The sequence below is a fragment of the Neptunomonas phycophila genome, assembly GCF_001922575.1.
In the GTDB taxonomy this organism is placed as follows: domain Bacteria; phylum Pseudomonadota; class Gammaproteobacteria; order Pseudomonadales; family Balneatricaceae; genus Neptunomonas; species Neptunomonas phycophila.
Genome location: NZ_MRCI01000001.1, coordinates 608,604 through 627,472 on the forward strand (window position 1 = coordinate 608,604; position 18,869 = coordinate 627,472).

Annotated in this window: 15 protein-coding genes; 10 read left to right on the plus strand and 5 right to left on the minus strand. The window is 43.8% G+C overall.

Annotated features, from left to right (window positions below; all coding sequences use genetic code 11):
- Window positions 1-56: 56 nt before the first annotated feature.
- Both BS617_RS02740 and BS617_RS17975 read left to right on the plus strand, forming a co-directional pair.
- Window positions 57-305, plus strand: coding sequence for an acyl carrier protein (locus tag BS617_RS02740; RefSeq protein ID WP_075171376.1), 249 nt, complete (start codon window positions 57-59; stop codon window positions 303-305).
- Between the two features lie 5 nt (window positions 306-310).
- Window positions 311-2,038 carry a hydrolase 1, exosortase A system-associated gene (locus BS617_RS17975; protein WP_170870310.1) on the plus strand — a complete coding sequence of 576 codons (1,728 nt, stop codon included), beginning with the start codon at window positions 311-313 and terminating at the stop codon, window positions 2,036-2,038.
- On the opposite strand, the gene BS617_RS02755 is transcribed toward BS617_RS17975, so the two are convergent.
- Window positions 2,031-3,260 (minus strand): pyridoxal-dependent decarboxylase, exosortase A system-associated, encoded by a 1,230-nt coding sequence (locus BS617_RS02755; RefSeq protein ID WP_212667403.1) that lies wholly within the window; start codon window positions 3,258-3,260, stop codon window positions 2,031-2,033. The genes BS617_RS17975 and BS617_RS02755 overlap by 8 nt on opposite strands.
- The gene (locus BS617_RS02760) at window positions 3,257-4,837 is read right to left on the minus strand and encodes an acyl-CoA ligase (AMP-forming), exosortase A system-associated (RefSeq protein WP_075171377.1); all 1,581 of its coding nucleotides are present in this window, start codon (window positions 4,835-4,837) and stop codon (window positions 3,257-3,259) included. The genes BS617_RS02755 and BS617_RS02760 overlap by 4 nt, the downstream gene beginning before the upstream one ends.
- Window positions 4,838-4,938: 101 nt before the next feature.
- On the opposite strand from BS617_RS02760, the gene BS617_RS02765 reads away from it, so the two are divergent.
- Window positions 4,939-5,703, plus strand: coding sequence for a S1 family peptidase (locus BS617_RS02765; protein WP_075171378.1), 765 nt, complete (start codon window positions 4,939-4,941; stop codon window positions 5,701-5,703).
- 33 nt (window positions 5,704-5,736) lie between these two features.
- Complete coding sequence (locus tag BS617_RS02770; protein WP_075171379.1) at window positions 5,737-6,255, plus strand: arsenate reductase/protein-tyrosine-phosphatase family protein; 519 nt, start codon at window positions 5,737-5,739, stop codon at window positions 6,253-6,255.
- Window positions 6,256-6,267: 12 nt separating this feature from the next.
- Here BS617_RS02770 and prsT read toward each other — a convergent pair whose 3' ends face one another.
- Complete coding sequence (gene prsT / locus BS617_RS02775) at window positions 6,268-8,886, minus strand: XrtA/PEP-CTERM system TPR-repeat protein PrsT (RefSeq protein WP_083609909.1); 2,619 nt, start codon at window positions 8,884-8,886, stop codon at window positions 6,268-6,270.
- Between the two features lie 154 nt (window positions 8,887-9,040).
- Here prsT and BS617_RS02780 point away from each other — a divergent pair, with 154 nt between their 5' ends.
- Both BS617_RS02780 and BS617_RS02785 read left to right on the plus strand, forming a co-directional pair.
- Window positions 9,041-9,796 (plus strand): PEP-CTERM/exosortase system-associated acyltransferase, encoded by a 756-nt coding sequence (locus BS617_RS02780; protein WP_075171381.1) that lies wholly within the window; start codon window positions 9,041-9,043, stop codon window positions 9,794-9,796.
- 196 nt (window positions 9,797-9,992) lie between these two features.
- Window positions 9,993-11,489 carry a TIGR03013 family XrtA/PEP-CTERM system glycosyltransferase gene (locus BS617_RS02785; protein ID WP_170870311.1) on the plus strand — a complete coding sequence of 499 codons (1,497 nt, stop codon included), beginning with the start codon at window positions 9,993-9,995 and terminating at the stop codon, window positions 11,487-11,489.
- Between the two features lie 63 nt (window positions 11,490-11,552).
- On the opposite strand, the gene prsR is transcribed toward BS617_RS02785, so the two are convergent.
- Window positions 11,553-12,923 carry a PEP-CTERM-box response regulator transcription factor gene (prsR, locus tag BS617_RS02790; protein WP_075171382.1) on the minus strand — a complete coding sequence of 457 codons (1,371 nt, stop codon included), beginning with the start codon at window positions 12,921-12,923 and terminating at the stop codon, window positions 11,553-11,555.
- A 38-nt stretch (window positions 12,924-12,961) separates the two neighbouring features.
- Window positions 12,962-15,025 carry an XrtA/PEP-CTERM system histidine kinase PrsK gene (prsK, locus tag BS617_RS02795; RefSeq protein WP_075171383.1) on the minus strand — a complete coding sequence of 688 codons (2,064 nt, stop codon included), beginning with the start codon at window positions 15,023-15,025 and terminating at the stop codon, window positions 12,962-12,964.
- 150 nt (window positions 15,026-15,175) lie between these two features.
- On the opposite strand from prsK, the gene BS617_RS02800 reads away from it, so the two are divergent.
- The 4 genes from BS617_RS02800 to BS617_RS02815 all read left to right on the plus strand — a co-directional run bounded on the left by BS617_RS02800 (window position 15,176) and on the right by BS617_RS02815 (window position 18,869).
- Window positions 15,176-16,198, plus strand: a complete 1,023-nt coding sequence (locus tag BS617_RS02800; RefSeq protein ID WP_075171384.1) for an SDR family oxidoreductase — start codon at window positions 15,176-15,178, stop codon at window positions 16,196-16,198.
- Window positions 16,199-16,276: 78 nt separating this feature from the next.
- On the plus strand, window positions 16,277-17,584 hold the full coding sequence (locus BS617_RS02805) for a nucleotide sugar dehydrogenase (RefSeq protein ID WP_075171385.1): 1,308 nt from the start codon (window positions 16,277-16,279) through the stop codon (window positions 17,582-17,584).
- Window positions 17,585-17,838: 254 nt separating this feature from the next.
- Complete coding sequence (locus tag BS617_RS02810) at window positions 17,839-18,603, plus strand: hypothetical protein (protein WP_075171386.1); 765 nt, start codon at window positions 17,839-17,841, stop codon at window positions 18,601-18,603.
- A 14-nt stretch (window positions 18,604-18,617) separates the two neighbouring features.
- Complete coding sequence (locus BS617_RS02815; RefSeq protein ID WP_075171387.1) at window positions 18,618-18,869, plus strand: hypothetical protein; 252 nt, start codon at window positions 18,618-18,620, stop codon at window positions 18,867-18,869.

Below are 18,869 nucleotides of genomic sequence, written 5' to 3' on the forward strand. Positions count from 1 at the left end.
CAGGATAACGAGTATCATAGCGTTTTTTACTGAACTGTATATGACAGGAGGTTGTTTTGGTTGCTGTTCAGGAAATCGTCACTGTACTTGATAGCGTTTTGCAATTGGGTGACAGGACAGAACAATTTGATGAGTCCACAGCACTGTTAGGCAGCATTCCTGAATTTGATTCTATGGCTGTTGTTATGGTGATTGGCGCGTTAGAAGATAATTATGGCTTTGTCGTTGATGATGACGAGATGAGTGCTGATATCTTTGAAACCGTTGGTGCATTGCAGCAGTTCGTTAACGCGAAATTGGCTTAATGTCTATGGATAGTTATTTCATAAAGGGCCCTAATGGAGCCCTTTTTTTATGTGACTACGGGAAGGAATCTTCGTCATGTGTTATTCATTTCCCTGCGTTTGCTGAGGAAATGAATAAATCTCGCCATCTCGTGCACCTGCAAGCAGCGGCTTTAGCTCATCAAGGCTATCGAGTCTTAGTGCTGGATCCATATGGAACCGGCGATAGCGAAGGTGACTTTAGTGAAGCGACACCACATCGCTGGGTTGCCGATTATAATTTCTTAATATCATTGCTTGTTGAGCAAGGTGTTCAGCACTTTGTTGCTTGGGGGTTAAGAGCGGGGTGTTTATTGGCAGGTGCAGTTGCTCAACAGAGCCCTGTTTTTGATCGCTTTTTGTTTTGGGCACCCGTGCTTGACGGAAAGTTGATGTTTACTCAGTTTTTACGACTACGCATAGCGGCTTCTATGATGTCGGGCCAGCGAGAAACAGCTAATGAGCTTAAGTCACTAATATCTGATGGGGAGTCTTTGGTAGAGATAGCAGGGTACGGTATACATCCTGATATGCCTGAGCAACTGGAAGGGCTTTCTCTGCGCGTAAATGATTTTGCTAAAGCTGAGCAGGTATTTTGGGTTGATATTAACAGCCGTGAAGTAGAGCTAAATTTGCCTGCGCGCCGCCTGGTTGAGCAGCTATCGGATGTGCTCGTGGTGGATGTGAAAAATGTCCTAGGTGACGCTTTTTGGGGTACGCAAGAGTTAGTCAGTAATCCTGAGCTGATCACGCAAACAGCTAGTTTGTTGGGCCCCGCATTATGTGGGCCGCTAGCACTGACGTCTGTGAACACTACTGAAGGCGAAAGTAAACCGCTCAAGGTAATCTGTAATGGGGCTGCCCTTAGCTGCTTGCTGCATGAAGGAGTAGGTGCGAATCTATCAGATACCGCTGTTATTATAGTAGTGGGTGGCCCGCAGTATCGGGTAGGTAGTCATCGACAGTTTTTATTGCTATCTAGACACCTAGCAGCTCAAGGTATCACGAGCGTTCGATTTGATTACCGGGGTATGGGAGATTCGTCTGGCGAGCTGCTTGGTTTTGAGTCGGTTGATGACGACATTCGATCGGTTGTTGATGCACTGTTGATTCACAAGCCTTCAATTAAGCGTGTTGTGCTGTGGGGGTTGTGTGATGCAGCTACCGCTTCGGTTTTCTATGCTCCCAGTGATAAGCGTGTTGCTGGTTTAGTGCTGCTTAATCCATGGGTAAGAAGTGAGCAGGGTGAGGCTGAAGCGATGTTAAAACATTATTATTTAGAGCGCGTTTTATCAAAAAGCTTTTGGAAAAAATTGTTCAGTGGCGGCGTGAATATCAAGCAGTCTATTAGCTCCTTTGCCGCTTTGATTAAAACACGGTTTTCAGTGTCTAGCGCTACCGATAAATCATGTCCGCAGGCATCGTTACCTCGTTTAGAATCAGGACTCGACTTACCTGCACGCTTGAATGCGCATTTGCAAGTTTTTGCAGGAAGGTCGCTTGTTATCTTGAGCGAGAATGATCTGACAGCAGCTGAGTTTCGCTTAGCTATGAAAGGACAGGACGGGTTATCGGCGTGGTTTGAAAGTAGTATGGTGGAATCGCTTGAGGTCGCGGATGCAGATCATACCTTTTCTACGCAGCGGTGGCGTGATCAAGTCGCTGATGCCACAGCTCGGTGGGTACAGCAACTTGATCAAAAGGCGGCTAAATAAGTATTTGTTTGGGTTGTGGTTGGCTTAAAAAATCCCGAGGGCTTGCAGTAAAGCCGTATGCTCCAGATTGGTAAACGGCGATTAAATCACCCACTTCCAGAGGGGCAAGCTCAAGCTTATCCGCGATAATATCTAACGGTGTGCATAATGGTCCTACAACACTAACCTTGTGAAGCGTGTCAGCCTCCATCTTGTTGGCAACACAAACCGGATAATTCTTACGAATGACTTGGCCAAAATTGCCTGACGCCGATAAATGGTGATGTAAACCACCATTGGTAATGACGAAGGTTTCGCCGCGCGATTCTTTAATGTCAGTAACCTCGGCGATGTATAGGCCGGCCTCACCTACTAAGTAGCGACCTAATTCCATGACCACTTGAGCATTGGGCAGTTTGTTTTTGCAAATCGCGAGTTGTTGCTCAAGATTGGTGGCGATTGTTTCAAGTTCGAGCGGCTGTTCGCCCGGAAAATATGGAATACCAAGGCCGCCGCCAATATTCAGCCACGTAATGTCATTTTCGACACCTTCAGCTAACCGGTAGGCCAGTTCAAGTGTTTTGGTTTGAGCTTCAATAATGGACTCTGGTTTTAAGTTTTGTGAGCCACTAAAAATATGGAACCCCTTGAAGGTGACAAGGTTGGAGGGAATGGATTTTATAAGAGCTGGGATTTGCTCGGCATCAATACCAAAAGGTTTAGCTCCGCCTCCCATGCGCATGCCTGATGACTTTAGTTCAAAATCTGGATTTACGCGTAAAGCAACAAGCGCCTTAATTGATAAAGCTTCGCTGATATGAATAATGCGATCTAGTTCGAGAGGAGACTCGACGTTGATAATTACCCCAGCCGCTATTGCTGAGCGAAGTTCTTCACGTGTTTTTCCAGGACCAGCGAAACTAATTAATTCGGCTGGTATTCCTGTATCAAGAGCGACATGCATTTCAGCCACTGATGCTACATCAAGGCCATCGGTAATTGCAGCCATGTGATTTACAACAGCCGGCATCGAATTGGCCTTGATCGCATAATGCAGATGTAGGGAGTCCGGGAAATAACGACGTAATTCGGCCACTTTACGGGTCATTATGCTGCGGTCATAGAGATAAAAAGGTGTGGACCCTACGCGCGCAGCTATACGGGATATGGGCTGCCCACCTGAAACTAGTTCGCCTTCATGTGATGAAAATTGTGTCATTGGTGCATGCTTGGGCTTATTCACGATTCTAGCTCCATAAAGTGATTGCTGTATTGCTCGGCTAGCATTTTACGGTCGATTTTGCCGTTTTGGTTTCGAGGTAATTCCGTTACATGTACATAATGTTTGGGGTGCATATAAGCGGGAAGGTTGCGCTGAAAATAACGCACAAATTCGCTTGTTTCGATCTCAGTGTCCGTCACCAGTATCAGAATAATCGCTTCACCTAATTGTGGGTGCTTGGCACCTATGGCGACAAGTTCTTTTGCTAGTCCCGAAGCATATACGACCTCTTCAACCTCTGTTGGGCTTACGCGGTAGCCTGAGGTCTTAATCATTTCATCAGCTCTACTTATAAAGTACAGATAGCCATCTTTATCTTTCTTTACACGGTCTCCTGACCAAACCGCTATTTCTGTAAGCGGCACTTCAGTACAGCCGCCTGTGGGTATGGGCTTGAAACGAACCGCAGTTTTAGCAGGGTCATTCCAATAGCCGAGTGATACAAGCGGGCCGCGGTGAACCAGCTCTCCGGGTTCGTCTATGTCGCACTCTGAGCCGTCTTCTCTTAAAACTAATACCTCTGCGTTCGGTATTGCTTTGCCCATCGATTCGGGACGTAAATCGACTTCTTCAGGCGGCAAAAACGTAGACCTGAATGCTTCTGTTAGGCCATACATTAAATAAATTTCAGTAGTAGGTAGTTTTTCTCTAAATAGTTTTGTCGTAGAGACAGGCATGGCGCCGCCACTGTTTGTGATATAGCGCAATGTTCGCCTTGTTTCTTCAGGCCAATCCAGTTGGGCGAGTTGGTTCCATAGAGGCGGCACGCCTGCTAACCCTGTTATGGAGTAACGGCTAACTGCTTTAATTACGTCGCGAGGGAGTAAATAATCCATTAGAACCACGCTCGCACCTACGTGAAAGGCTGTGGTAAGTTGGCTTAAACCATAGTCAAAACTAAGAGGTAAAACGGCTAAAAGCACATCATCTGATGTGTTTTTTAAGTAGCTTGCAACGCTTTGCGCGCCGGTAAGCATGTTGCGATGGGTTAAAACGACCCCTTTGGGGTTACCCGTGCTGCCTGAGGTGTACAAAATAGCAGCGAGGTCACTGTCGATGCGCTTAGGGAATTGAGCCTTAGGCGTTTCCGAAAAAGTAGACCATGTGGTAAAGCAAACAGATGCAACCTCCGGACCTGGTTTTGAATCGGTCAGGACGATGTCGCTTAAGTATGGACAGGTATTGATAACATCCTTTAATAAGTGAGTGCGATCGGATGAGGTGACGACTAGTCGGACATGGCAGTCATTTAGGATGTAGCTAACCTGAGCGGGCTTAAGCAACGGGTTGATTGGTACAAAAACAGCCGATGCGCGGGAAGCGGCGAATAAGGTAATCACAGCCTCTAGTGTCTTAGGTAAATAGACAGCAACCCGGTCATTGGACTTAATGCCCGCTGCTATAAATGCAGAAGCGGCTCTATCAATGGCTTCGTTGAGTTCACGGTAACTAAGCGTAGTGTCTTTAAGGCGAAGGGCGGGTGACTCTGGTGTGCGCTGTGCTTGTTGTGTAATCAAGTCGTCCAACGTGGCGAGCATGAAATAATTCCTTTAGCTGCATGAATCCTTGGTTCATTCTATAGCTTTTGGGTAGTATGTGTATACGTTATGGAATCAAGCTCGTTTCAAGGATGCGCAATATGAAAACATTATCGATAAGCCATTTTCTTTGTATCTTATTGCTGGCGTGCTCCTACACTGCGCATGCTGATCTCAGTCAAACCATCAAGCAAGTTAAACCAAGTGTGGTTGCTGTGGGAGCTGCATATCCGCCCAAAGCTGTACCGCGTGGTAAGAAACCGTCGACCTATTGGGGAACAGGGTTTGCTATAGGGGCGGGTAATGAAATCGTGACTAACTATCATGTAATCTCTAGCCATGAGGTTGATATAGCTAAAAATGAGAAAATGGTTGTTTTTGTCGGCCAAGGTGAGCGTGCCAAAGCCTATCCAGCCGTTGTGCATAAAGTCGATCTAGAGCACGACTTAGCTATTTTACGAATTGAAGGTAAGGTAAAGCCTTTGACGCTTGCGAACGCTTCATTAATAGACGAAGGCAAAGAAGTGGCCTTTACTGGCTACCCATTGGGCATGGTGTTGGGTTTATACCCTGTTACCAATAAAGGCATAATTTCGGCGGTAACACCAGTGGTAATGCCTGCATTTTCGTCTAAATCGTTGACTGCGGCACAAATAAAAAGACTTAGATCGCCTCTCAATGTCTATCAATTGGATACATCCGCTTACCCAGGAAACAGCGGCAGCCCTCTCTATGACCCAGAGACTGGGGCGGTTATCGGGGTGTTAAACAGTGTTTATGTTAAAGGCACTAAAGAAAGTGTATTGGAAAACCCCAGCGGTATTAGTTATGCCATTCCTGTTCGGCATGTTCATAATTTGCGCTAGCATTTTGGTAGCGAGCGGAAGGAAAGCCTATTGATGTTGTTAAGTCGAAGTAAGTTGGCTTATAAATTAGGCTTAGTGAAGCCTCAGGTGCGACTCTTAGTTTTATGTATGGAGAATATGTGTCGATCACCTTTGGCAGCCGCGTTGATTATTGATGAGTTAAAGCGCCAAGGCGCGGATCATGTGGTATCAGTCAAGTCGGCCGGTGTGTCTGTGTCTATGGTGGGCTCTAGGCCAGATCCGCGTGTCTATCGGCTCGCGCATGAGCACGATTTTGTATTATGTTCACACCGATCAAAACAAGTTTTGCCTGAAGAGTTTTCTGAATACGATTTAGTGTTGGCTGTTGATAAGCAAGTACAGGATAGGGTGGCGAAAGAATACCGGTATCAAGTGCCTTTGTTTTTAGATTGTTTGGGAGAGGAGGGGCTAGAGATACCGGACCCTTATTACGGAAACGCTTCGGGTTTTGATGATGTTTATCACCTGTCTAAGCAAGGAGCTGTGGCAATAACTAACATGCTATTGCCACAGCTTAAGCTTACCTCCTAGTCAGCCAGCCCTCTAAAGACCAACTTCCTTGGCTGTGTCTAAAACGTCTTTATTGTTAGGTGCGAGCTCAAGAGCTCGATTGATAAGTGATTTTGCTTTTTCTTTATCACTGTCTTTCAGTAGCCAAGCCGAGTTATTAAGCGCTATTACATTATTGGGGTTGGCTGTGAGTGCTTGTTCATAAGTTACAAGTGCATTTTTGTTATCTTGAGAGGTTAGATACAGGCTTCCAAGGGCTGTGTAAAAGAAATCACTCTCTTTTTGCGCTTTAATTTGTGATTTTGTGAACTCAACAGCTTTTTGTAGCTCATTATTTTTGCTGTATACGCTAATCAGTGCGTTTGCGTATGCAATATTTTCAGTTTCAGAGAAGGCTTTTTTCAGGGCTTGTTCAGCTGTATCGTATTTTTGCTCGCTCAAGATTGTGGCGCGTAATGGGTGTAAGGCTTTGCTCTCGGGGGTTAGAGTGCTTAGTGTGTCAGTAAGCGTGTTGGCTTCGTTGATATCGTTGCTTCTGATCGCCTCGTTGATGGCGATGATTAAGAAAGGCTCTGAGTCGCTGTGGTTTTTCTTTTGCCTATTCAAATAATCAGATGCTTGCAATGTTTGCCCGGATTTTTTGTATGTTTCGTATACTAAGAGAGCTGTATTGGCGGACGGGGAAGTTTCGTATGCTTTTTTAAATGCATCTAAAGCAGTAATGTATTCTCCTATCATGAAGCGAGATCTTCCAAGTAAAATCTGAGCTTCCGCTGTGTTGGCATTATTTAAAGCATTGAGCTGTGCGATAGCGGCAACAGGTTTCTCGTTAGTGAGCTCTATTTTGCTTAACAGGATACGCGCTTCGTCGCTTTGAGGGCGAAGTTTAATTGCCTTTTGAAGCTCTTCTATAGCTTGGTCTTTTGCGCCTGTTTGGAATAGTGCTTTTGCGTAATCAATTGTAAGTGGGTAGTTGTCAGGGATATCTGTGTTTGCTTGGCCTAGACGTTTTATCATTGACTGGCTGTCGCCTTTTATTGAGTCTATATAGGCTAGCTGTCGAATAGCAGGTGCATAATTAGGTTTAATTTTTAGGGCGTTATTAAAATGCTCTTCAGCTTTATCTAATTGCTGGTCAAATAGGTAAACGGTACCCTTAAAGCTCGGGATAATGGCATTGTTAGCTAAGTTTGAGGGAAGCTTTTCTACTTCTTTAATGGCTTCATCAAACCTTTTTTCTCGCGTTAAGGCTTCAGCAATCGCTAGAGAGGCTAAAATACGATTTTTACTGTTTTCTGGGATGTTGGCGAGTTCAGCAATGGCTTCTTCCGTGTTGCTTTGTAGGAAATAGCTTTGGGCGAGGCCAAACTTAAAATTTTCGTTTTCTGGTTGTTGTTCCAAGGCCATCTTGAAGTACTTTTCACTATTTTTGGCATCTCCCGATCGGAGGTTGACATTAGCCAGTAAGGCGATAGTGGATGTGTCAACGTTACTGCCCGAGCGATCAATAATTCCCGATAGTGTTTCAGAAGCCGATTGTAAGTTGTTCTGCTTTATTTGCGCCATCGCCAGCAGTTTATTACCCGTTGGATGATTGGGGTATAGTTTGGTAAAGGCTTCTAGCTGTTGTTCTGCTTGTTCTAAGTTGTTCTCTTGGAGGTTTAGATTGCCCAAGAGGAGGAGTATGAAAGGAAATTTGGAGCTAGGTAGTACTTTTTCAGCATACTCCTTGGCTTTAGGAATGTCCTTGTTATCAAATGCAACAAACGCTCTGACGTAATTAATCATAGGGTCTGAGAGTGATTGTTTTTTATAGGCGGCGGGAAGCTTCTCTAAGACCGCTGAGGCTTTTTCCAAATCCATAGCATGCAGGTATTCATAGCTCAAGTTACGAATTGCAATGTACGTGGTATCGGGAGCTTTGCCTTGTGAAAGCTCGAGTGCTTTTTGAAAAGAGGCAATTGTGTTACTCGAATTTTTTTGGATACGGAACAGATCCGCTTTAGTAATCCAGGCGCTAGCATCTGATTCGTTGCTTTCAATGGTCGCATCGACCTTTTCAAATGCGAGATCAAGCTGATTGTTGATAACAGAGACTTTGGCTAATCCAAGTTGAGCTCGAACATTATTAGGGTCAAATTGGAGAGCTTGGTCGTACATTATTTTGGCATTATCTACTTGCCTATTGCTCAGTAGTGCATCGCCACTAAAGCTTTTTTTTATGGCTTTAAGTTGTTCTGAGTCATCAGGGAAAACGACGAACTTCTCGATTACAGTATCAGTGTCGCCAATCTGCAGTAGGGCTTTTCCCAATGTAGTAAAAGCCTGGGGTGAATTGGCGCCTAACTGCACGGCTCTGCGAAGTTCCACGGCGGCAATAGGAGTATTGCCTGTATCAAAGTAAAGTTTGCCTAACAGGAAGCGGGACTCGGGGGCATCGGGTGATTTCTGAATAGCATTCTTTAAGCTAATCTCAGCGCTTTTAAATTCTTTGTTTTGTATATACTTTTCAGATTCTTCTATATATTCAGCGTAAGTTTTATCGCTTGAATTACAGCCTGTCATTATTGCTGTAGCTAATGCAACAGAAAGTATTTTATTGATGATGCTTTTTTCTAAAAAAGAGGGCTTCATAACTGACTCTATTTCCATGTCAACTTTACCTGCTCAATTTACCATGTAAGTGTTAATCATTATATGCGACTTGATTATTTTTCATGATAATCCTCTGTTCTTGAACTAGTCTTGAGATATTAAGTGAGTTAAGTTTTTTTATCTGTCTCAATATCGAGACACTGGGTGTACTATGACATTATCTCTAGCAGAGAATTTTAATGAATACTTTTGTGTCAGCTTAGCTATTACGGAAGAAGAAAAGCTAGAAGCATATAAGACGCGTTACCGTGTGTATTGCGAAGAGTTTGAGTATGAGGAAAAAGAGAATTTCACCAGTGAAATGGAGAAAGATGACTTTGATGATATTTCGTATCACTGCCTTATTACTCATCGTTCCTCAGGCTATACGGCTGCTTGCGTAAGGCTTGTTCCTGCAACATTAAGAGATAACCAAAAGGCAGTTTTGCCATTGGAGAAGTATTGCTCAAAAGCACTAAATGATGAATCTCTTGCCCTTTTAGGGGGGGAGCGAGTGGGGTTGGGAGAAATTTCACGTTTAGCTGTAGATGCTACCTTTAGGCGGCGTGAGAGTGAAAAAAGTGCGCGTTTCGGTAACCTGTATGCTTTACAGTTTGATGAGGCAGAAAAACGTTTATTTCCTATAATAGCCGTCTCAGCATTCTTAGCGACGACAGTTTTGGCAAAGCATTTTCAGCGCGAGAAGGTGTTTGCAATGATGGAGCCTTTTTTGCCTCGTTTGCTTAAACGATCTGGTTTCAATTTTGTAAAAGCGGGTGAAAATATGGACTATCATGGAGTGAGAGCCCCTTATGTCATTGAAACTAATGCGGCCTATGAAGGAATAAAACCTGAGTTAAAAGAGCTCTATGATGTTGTATACCAACAACTATTACCGAGCTTGGAAAAATATAACAAAGTAGCTTGAGCTAAATTGGTATTGGTTGCTTTGGAAATCATATGTGATGGTGTATATTACACCACTTAAACGAGTCTTTTTGTTGTAGCATCTTTAAGGATTAAAGATGTTTCATTCGTTCAAGTAGTACAGAAGCTCAGCTTCTGAGCACGTTGAAACACTAATCTTTTCAAAGATTAAGGGCTTATAGCCAGGGATGTTTGTAATGGAAAAAGTCAGCGCCTCTGCATACACGCGTTCAGATTCAATCGCGTTAGATGCGGCTAACTTAAATGACAAAAAGGGATCAAAGCGTAATGGCTCTCTTTTTGTTGGTAAATTTCGCCTTTTCAACCATTACGTCCATGGCCAATTTCTTTTGCTGGCAGCCACTGAGTTTGTTGCGCTATCGGCGTTGATGAGTTTTCTATCTGGTTGGCAAGTTGAGGGGCTAGGCGATGCAATCCGCATGCTATTCCCCCCATTGATGTTAGCCTTTTTCTTGTCGTCAGTAGGTCTCTACGATACACGGCAGCGCGCTGATTCTGCTTATGTCCTAAAGCGAATTTTCGCTGCTTTAATTTTATCCACAATTAGCTTATATCTAATCAATGTCGTTACCGTGTGGATTAGAGGGTATCCTTTATTCACGCTTGGCATTACAGCGGCAGCGGCTTCAGCAATTGTTATATTGCTTATCAGGGCTGCCTTCTATCGTTGGGTCGATGGCATACTGCTTAAAAGGCGGATATTAGTATACGGTACTGGCCATCGAGCATCCCATATTAACCGTTTGCGCCGAAAGGCTGATCGAAGAGGTTTCGAATTAGTTGGTTTTGTTGAGGCCTCAAGTCACGAAACCGGCGAGGCTTTAGTCGATGGTGCTAAGGTTGTAACTCATCAGGCTTGTCTTTCTGAATGGGCGGTTGAGCATAATATTGATGAAATTATAATTGCGATGGATGACCGTCGGCAGTCGTTGCACGTCGATCAATTGCTTCGTTGTCGGATGAGCGGGATCGCTATCAATGATATGTTGGATTTCTTTGAACGTGAGAGAGGGGTGATTGAGCTAGATTTGTTTAATCCCGGCTGGATGATTTACTCACGCGGTTTTAACCCTGATGCGTGGAGAGCCATTAAAAAGCGCTTTATTGATCTTTTGGCTAGTGTGTTTTTAATTACTCTTTTTTCACCTTTTATCTTAGTTACCGCCTTGGCGATTTGGATTGAAAGTAAGGGTAAGGGGCCTATCTTTTACAAGCAACAACGGGTCGGAAAAAACGGCCTTCCTTTTGATGTATATAAATTTCGAAGTATGCGAACTGATGCTGAATCCTCGGGCAAAGTTCAATGGGCACAGAAAAACGACCCACGTGTTACACGTGTAGGCAATATTATTCGTAAATTTCGCATTGATGAATTGCCGCAGCTATGGAATGTTTTAATCGGAGATATGAGTTTGGTCGGCCCAAGGCCTGAACGCCCACAGTTTGTTGATCATCTGAATGATTTGAATGCACTGTATGGCGAACGTCATCGAGTGAGCCCTGGCGTCACTGGCTGGGCGCAATTGTGCTACCCCTATGGAGCCTCTGATGAGGACTCTTTGCAGAAGCTTCAATACGACTTGTATTACGTAAAGAATCATAGTTTCTTTTTAGATATGTATATTTTAATTCAAACAGTCGAAGTCGTGTTATTCCAAAAAGGATCGCGGTAGCCTTCCTGTAACTTGGATTAGCCGAAAGAACTTTAAGCCGCTGCAGTTATTACAGCGGCTTTTTTATTGGTTTTTAGGGTGGATGTCGTATTTCTCGAACATGCTATATAAGGTCGGTCTGGTAATTCCTAATAGCTTTGCAGTGTCTGAAATACTTTGGTTGGCATGTTGAAGCGCGCGTAAGATAGCTTTGCGCTCGGCTTCTTCTCTTATTTGTTTTAAATTGAGGGGTGGGGTGTCTGGTGAGTCTGTATCGTCTATATCTAGGTCGTCAGACTCTACCAGTAAACCATCAGTCATTATAACGGCGCGCTTTATTTTACTTTCTAATTCTCTGACGTTACCTGGCCAGTCATAGGACTCAATTGCCTGAATCGCTTCAGGACTAAAGCCTCGTAAGCTTTTACCGTACTCTTGGTTGAAGCGGGTTAGAAAAGCTTTGGCTATAAGCAGAGCGTCTCCTTCTCTCTCCCGAACAGCGGGGATATTTATCGTTATTTCGCTGATGCGGTAAAACAAGTCTTCTCTGAAGCGTCCTTCTTTAATATGTTCAGCTAAGTTTTGATGGGTGGCGCAAATTATTCGCGCATCGATTGGGATTTCTTTGCGTCCGCCAACCCTTTCAATGACTCGTTCCTGTAGGAAGCGTAATAACTTGGCTTGAAGCTCGTAGGGCAAGTCGCCTATTTCATCTAAGAATATAGTGCCACCATCTGCCATTTCGAATTTGCCGATCGTTTGTTTGACGGCGCCCGTGAATGCGCCTTTCTCATAACCAAAAAGCTCGCTTTCCAGTAAGTTTTCAGGGATTGCTGCGCAATTTATCGCGACTAGCTTTTTGTTTGAACGGTTGCTCAGATTATGTATTGCCTGAGCAAACAGTTCTTTGCCCGTTCCGCTTGCGCCAAGCAGTAAAGTGCTGATGTCGGATGGCGCTATTTTCTCTATTGTACGGCATGCTTTAAGCATGCTGGCACTGTTTGCGATAATGCCATCTAGTGGCATAGATTGATGGCTGTTTAACTGCAGGCGCTTATTTTCAAGCTCAAGTTCGAAAACTTGATACGCTCGATTAACTATAAGCTTTAAGATTTCAGGATCAGCAGGTTTCTGATAAAAATCGTAAGCACCCAGCGCTATAGCCTTAACCGCATTCGCTCTGTCATTATCACCAGTGATGACAATAACTTTAGTTTCCGGTGTGAGTCGCAGAATCTCTTGTAATGTAGCAAAGCCTTCCGTGGTGCCACCAGGGTCTGGGGGTAGTCCAAGGTCTAGTAACACAACTCCAGGTTCATTACGGCGTAAGTGCGTAATCGCCTCTTCACGTGTACCTGCTATGGATACTTCAAAGTCATCAAAGCACCAGCGTAGCTGGCTTTGTAGACCTTCGTCGTCTTCTACGATGAGTAGATTTTTTGATATTCCATTCACGTAATTCTTCCTTTTGCTCAATGTGAGCGATACGCCTATTATTCCATGATTAAAGGCAGACGGACAGTAAAGTGCGATCCTAAGCCTATCTGGCTGCTAACGTCGATATCACCACCAAGTGCGCGTATCACCTCGCGACTCTCGTAAGCGCCAATGCCCATACCCGTAAGTCCTTTTGTAGAATCAAACGGTTTAAACAAACGTGTTTTAATGAATTGTGCATCCATGCCTGAACCAGAATCAATAATTTCGATGAGCGCTTCGGTTTGGGATTGGCTAATTTTGATGACCACTTCGCCAGCTCTAGAAGTCGCGTCAATAGCATTTTGTACTAGATGGCCGATCACGTTGGATAGCTGCTCCATGTCGGCAAAAATGTAAATTGGGTCGGTTAATAGTAACTGAGGCGTTGGCTGGCTTTGTAAAAAGCGTTGGCAGGTTTGTTCGCAAAGAAGATTGAGCTCAAGGCGCTTAGGGTGTTTTCCACGCATCCCATTTCTCATTTGGTCCATCAGCTTTGTCATTCGTTGCACTGAGTTTTTAACTGTTTTTATGACATCGTCAACAAAGACCGGGTTGTGTTTGTGCTTTTCAGCGTTGGTAACAATGAGAGATTGCTGTGCCAATATATTTTTTAAATCATGAACGATGTAGGCGGAAAGGCGATTGAATGCCTCGAATTGTTGAGCCTCTATCAGCGCTTTACTGGCTTGGTGTTGTGATAAAAGAATGGCGGCTTGTTTTCCTGAGATTTTTAGAAGGTCTCTGTCTTCCCAGTTGATAACGGTAATAAACGATGAGCGTTTTATGAGAATCACGCCACACAAGACTTCATTAAATACTAATGGTAGAAGTAGCCATGCTTGCGGTACAGATAGAATGTTGTCAGGAATGACCAAGTTTGGGTAACGCTGTGGCGTGGATTTGTACTCGTCTAAGTCTATAACCCATTGAGAAGTTTCTAAAAAGTGAGTAAGACTTTCATTGGCTTGGAAATTGATGCTTTCTGGCATGTGGAAGTCGGCAACCCGTTCGTAGACACCCTGGGTGTTTCGGCTCCACAGGATGCATCCTGGGCTTTTAGTTATGGTGGCGAAAGCGATACAAATTCGTTCAGGAGTGTCGTTGGTATTATCGGACAGTAGGGCAGTGAATTTTAGCCACTCATCCCTGTAGTCGTATTTATACGAAAAAAAGTGTTTATTGAGTTGTACTCTAATATTTGAGCGAATCTTATCTGAAAATAGTAGAGTAAAAAGGAGGAGGGCAGCACCTATGATAAAAACGGTCTGTATGACACTGCCCCAATTTCCACCGTAAAATTTGATGAAATACCCTGCTGCAGCCATAGTGATAAGGTAGATGCCTGCCCCAGACAACGTGGCAGTATGAAATACTAGGCGTCGTGAAATTTGTAATTTGAGTGTCCAACTGGGCATTCTGGCGATTGAAAGTGCGATTAGAGGAATGGCGATAGCGTTAATAGCTCCTCTTGCATCCCATAAATTATTATCCAGTTGCTTAAATAAAGCCGCGTCGGCGAACAAATAGAAGTCATATGCGTGGATTAAACCAGCTCCTAAGCATAAGTGTTTGACGGCCCAGCGTCGGACACGGTCCGAGTTTCGGTATATCTGCTCGATAAGAAGTAGCGAAACGACAGACATAATTATGCGTAAGATAACAGGTAGTTCTAATAGCTGTGGATAGGATGCTAATGTTGTTTCGGGGATAAAAAGAGGACCCAATGAGAGCAGAGTTAAGGTCGCTATAATCAGGGTTATATTTTTTTTGGACTGAGTGATAGCGCTAAACAGTTGGGGCGGAAGCGTATTTTCTGGAGCGGCTAGAGCAAAGAGAAATACTACCCATGTTACGCTTCTTAGTAATTCAGTCGTGTGAATAATGAGTAAAGAGGCGTAGTTGAATAAATACGCACTCGTAATTGAAGCAGCCCAAATAGAGCAGGTGACAAGCAGCGCTTTTAGTCGAGTTTGGCTATTGACGTTTTTGGCAGAAATGAAGCAGGTGAGCGCTAACAGCGAAAACAGCAAAAAAGAAAGGGCGTAGCCAGCAAGGCCGATACTGCTTGTAATATCCATTTAGCGCGATTTATTCCCTGAAAATGTCTAATAAAGCACCTTTGCTTTAAATTTCATGTGAAATTGTAATGAATAGGCATTAATATTGTAACGAGTTCGAGGAGTAAAGTGCAGTCTGCACTTATCAAGGATCAGATAAAAGGTTGTCTCATGTCTGCAATTGACAGGGTTCGTGATCAATTAAGTTCTTGCCAATACACTTGGTTAGTTACCGGTGTTGCTGGTTTTATCGGTTCCCATTTACTAGAAGAATTACTAACGCTGAACCAGAAGGTGGTAGGCATTGATAATTTTTCTACGGGTCGTCAGTCAAATTTAGATGAAGTCGAAGAGACTGTAGGTCCATCCCTATGGTCAAACTTCAGTTTTTACCAACGTGATATCCGCAGTTTAAGCGATTGTCAGGATTCCGTTGATGGGGTTGATTTTGTGTTGCATCAAGCGGCGTTAGGTAGTGTACCTCGCTCCATTGAAACCCCGATCCTTACCCACGAATCAAACGTCAACGGCTTCTTGAATATGCTAGAAGCTTCTCGGCTGTCCGGTATTAAACGCTTTGTGTATGCGGCTTCCTCATCGACCTATGGTGACCATCCAGGACTGCCTAAACAAGAAGATACCATTGGTCGCCCGTTGTCTCCTTATGCAGTTACAAAGTTTGTTAATGAACTCTATGCCGACGTCTATAGCCGTGTTTATCAGCTACCCACTATGGGGCTTCGGTATTTTAATGTATTTGGACCGCGGCAAGACCCCAATGGCGCGTATGCCGCCGTTATTCCGCGTTGGTGTCAGACGTTAAAAGATCATGAAGCCTGTCGGATTAACGGAGATGGTGAAACGTCTCGTGATTTCTGTTTTGTGAAAAATGCCGTGCAAATGAATTTGCTTGCAGCACTTTCGGATGATCCAGCCGCGATAAATCAAGTGTATAATGTTGCTGTCGGTGATCGCACAACCTTAAATGAGTTGTTCGCTCAACTAAAGCGCTTGCTTTCAGAGATTGATCCTAAAATCAGCCATGCTTCTGCTAATTATGCTGATTTTCGTTCGGGTGATGTTAGGCATTCGCAAGCGGATATAACTAAGGCTATAACGCTTCTTGGTTACAAACCAACCCATCGAATAAATGATGGTTTATCAGAAACGGTGAAATGGTTTTCAAGTAACTAGTGTTAGTGTGTGGTAGTGTATTTTTTACAGAGCTCTAATTAAGGCTCTTGGATATTTGGAATGGAAGCGGAATAAACCATGGAAAAAATTGCTGTAGTTGGTTTAGGTTATGTTGGTTTGCCACTGGCGGTGGCTTTCGGTAAAAAGATATCGACAATCGGTTTCGACCTCGATGAGAAAAAGCTTAACTATTATCGTCAAGGGCTTGATCCAAGTGGCGAAGTCGAAGACGGCGGCTTAGCGTTAGCTACAAAGCTAGAGTACACCAGTGATCCTTCGCGACTGTCTGAAGCAGATATTATCGTTGTGGCTGTACCAACCCCCATAGATAAAGCGCGTAGGCCTGATCTCTCGCCTCTGGAAGGTGCCTGCCGAACTGTAGGCTCTCACTTAAAGCCTGGCGCAATTGTTGTATTTGAGTCAACTGTCTATCCAGGCTGCTCTGAAGAGGTTTGTATTCCCATACTGGAACAAGAGTCTGGTTTTACATGGGGGGGCTCTGCAGAGCCTTTAAAAGATACAGATCAGTTTTTCATTGGGTATTCGCCAGAGCGAATTAACCCAGGTGATAAAGTTAACCGTCTAGAAACGATTGTTAAAATAGTATCAGGTGACACGGCTGAAACGCTTGATAAGGTCGCTACATTATATGAATTAGTTGTAGATGCGGGTGTTCATCGTGCGGCCAGTGTTAAAGTGGCTGAAGCGGCTAAAGTAATTGAGAATACTCAGCGTGATTTGAATATAGCTTTGATGAACGAGCTCTCATTAATCTTCCATAAATTAGATATTGATACGCTTGATGTACTTGAAGCGGCTGGGACTAAATGGAATTTTCTGCCGTTTCGTCCAGGATTAGTTGGCGGCCATTGCATTGGAGTGGATCCTTATTATCTGACTTTCAAGGCCGAAGAGGCAGGGCATCATCCACAGGTGATCTTGGCAGGTCGTCAAACAAATGACGGCATGGGTAAGTATATCGCGGAGCAAACGGTTAAGCGCCTGATTAAACTCGGTAAACCAGTGAATGGTGCAAAAATCACCATATTGGGCTTAACCTTTAAAGAAGATTGCCCCGATTTACGCAACTCGCGGGTAGAGGATATCATTAATGAACTGTCTGATTATTGTTGTCAGGTTTCTGTACACGATCCGATAGCGGATAAAGAAGAGGCGGTTCATGAATATGGGGTTTCGCTTTCTGAGTGGGATGATTTACCTAAAGCTGATGCCATCATTTTAGCCGTCGCACATTCTGATTATAAGCGTCTAACGGCCAATGATTTAGCCTCATTGGCTGAAGAAAATGCCGTTGTCGTTGATGTTAAGTGTCTAATGAGCAGGGAAGATTTTGCTGATAAAACACTTGAGCTATGGCGTCTCTAGTCGAAGTTGGTTACATAGAGCAAAGGTATTGCCTTAGGTTTAGTGTAATATGAGGCTGGTTTTGTCAGCCTTTTTTACATGTTTAGTGTTTGAAATGTTGCCGGTTTGATTTTTAAACATATAACACACTGTTTAATATGAGTTTTTGTGTTATTTGGTGCGTTTTTTGCTTTAAAAGTTAAGTATATATCTGAGTCCAGAGCCGTAAATTTCAGATATACATATTATCTTAAGTGGGATAACAGGATTAACAAATGATGGATCATAAAGAGACGAGTAATAATGAGGTAGATTCTACCCCTTTGACTCATTCAAAAAATGTTAACCGTGGCCGCCGTAAATTGTTCGGAGCTGGTTTAGCTGCGCCCGTTATCTTCACCATGTCTAGCCGAACTGCATGGGGTGGTGCGTTATGTGCGCCGTCTGCATTTAATTCGGCTACTTTTGCATCTCATCACCCAAGTGAATCCGTTGCTTGTCAGGAAGCGGCAGGGCGAAGTGCAACCTACTGGCGCGATAACGCTATGTTGTGGCCTGCCGAGTACCTAGCCGATTATGAAACAAGCTTGGCAAGTTCTGCTGAAGAAGATGATATTATTTTAGAATGCTCGGCTTCGGTATCAACATGGGGTGAAGATAACGGTTATTACGTTGATGCAGACACAGACCTTGTATTCTGTCGCAGCCCAGCCAGCTTTAATCAGATTTTTAACGTTTCAATTTTTGACGATAAAGTTACCTTATTAGAAGTTTTACGTAATAAAACGGGTGTAAACAGCCCGCTTGGTAATGATATTGAAGCCAGTGCTGTTGCTGCTCTTTTAAATGCTGCTGATGGTCAAATCACATTAGGTGAGCCAACTACGAGCTATGCTGTGGATAAAGTGTTGGCCATATTTACGGCATTGCTAAACGGTAATGGCTACACAATGAGCACTGGTCAGGTTGTCTATTGGGCTAACGATCCAAACGGTGTGGGCTTTACCTTGTACGATTACTTTGACGGTTCATACGTTTAATACGCTACGTAGTAATGAAGCATTATCAAACAGCAATCAAACTCGATGACTTTTTAGTTGCCGAGTTTGATTACTCTGTTATCCTCCATCACGTCTTCAGTGATAAAGTCCTTTTGGTTTCCTCAAGTGTGCTTAATGCGTTACAAAAACTTGAGCAGAACGTTCTGTATAGTGTAGATCAATTAACTTCCTTGCTTAATGACAGCTCAGACGGTCAAGTTGACGCTGTGATAAAAACAATGATTAGTGAGGGTTTGCTTAAATAG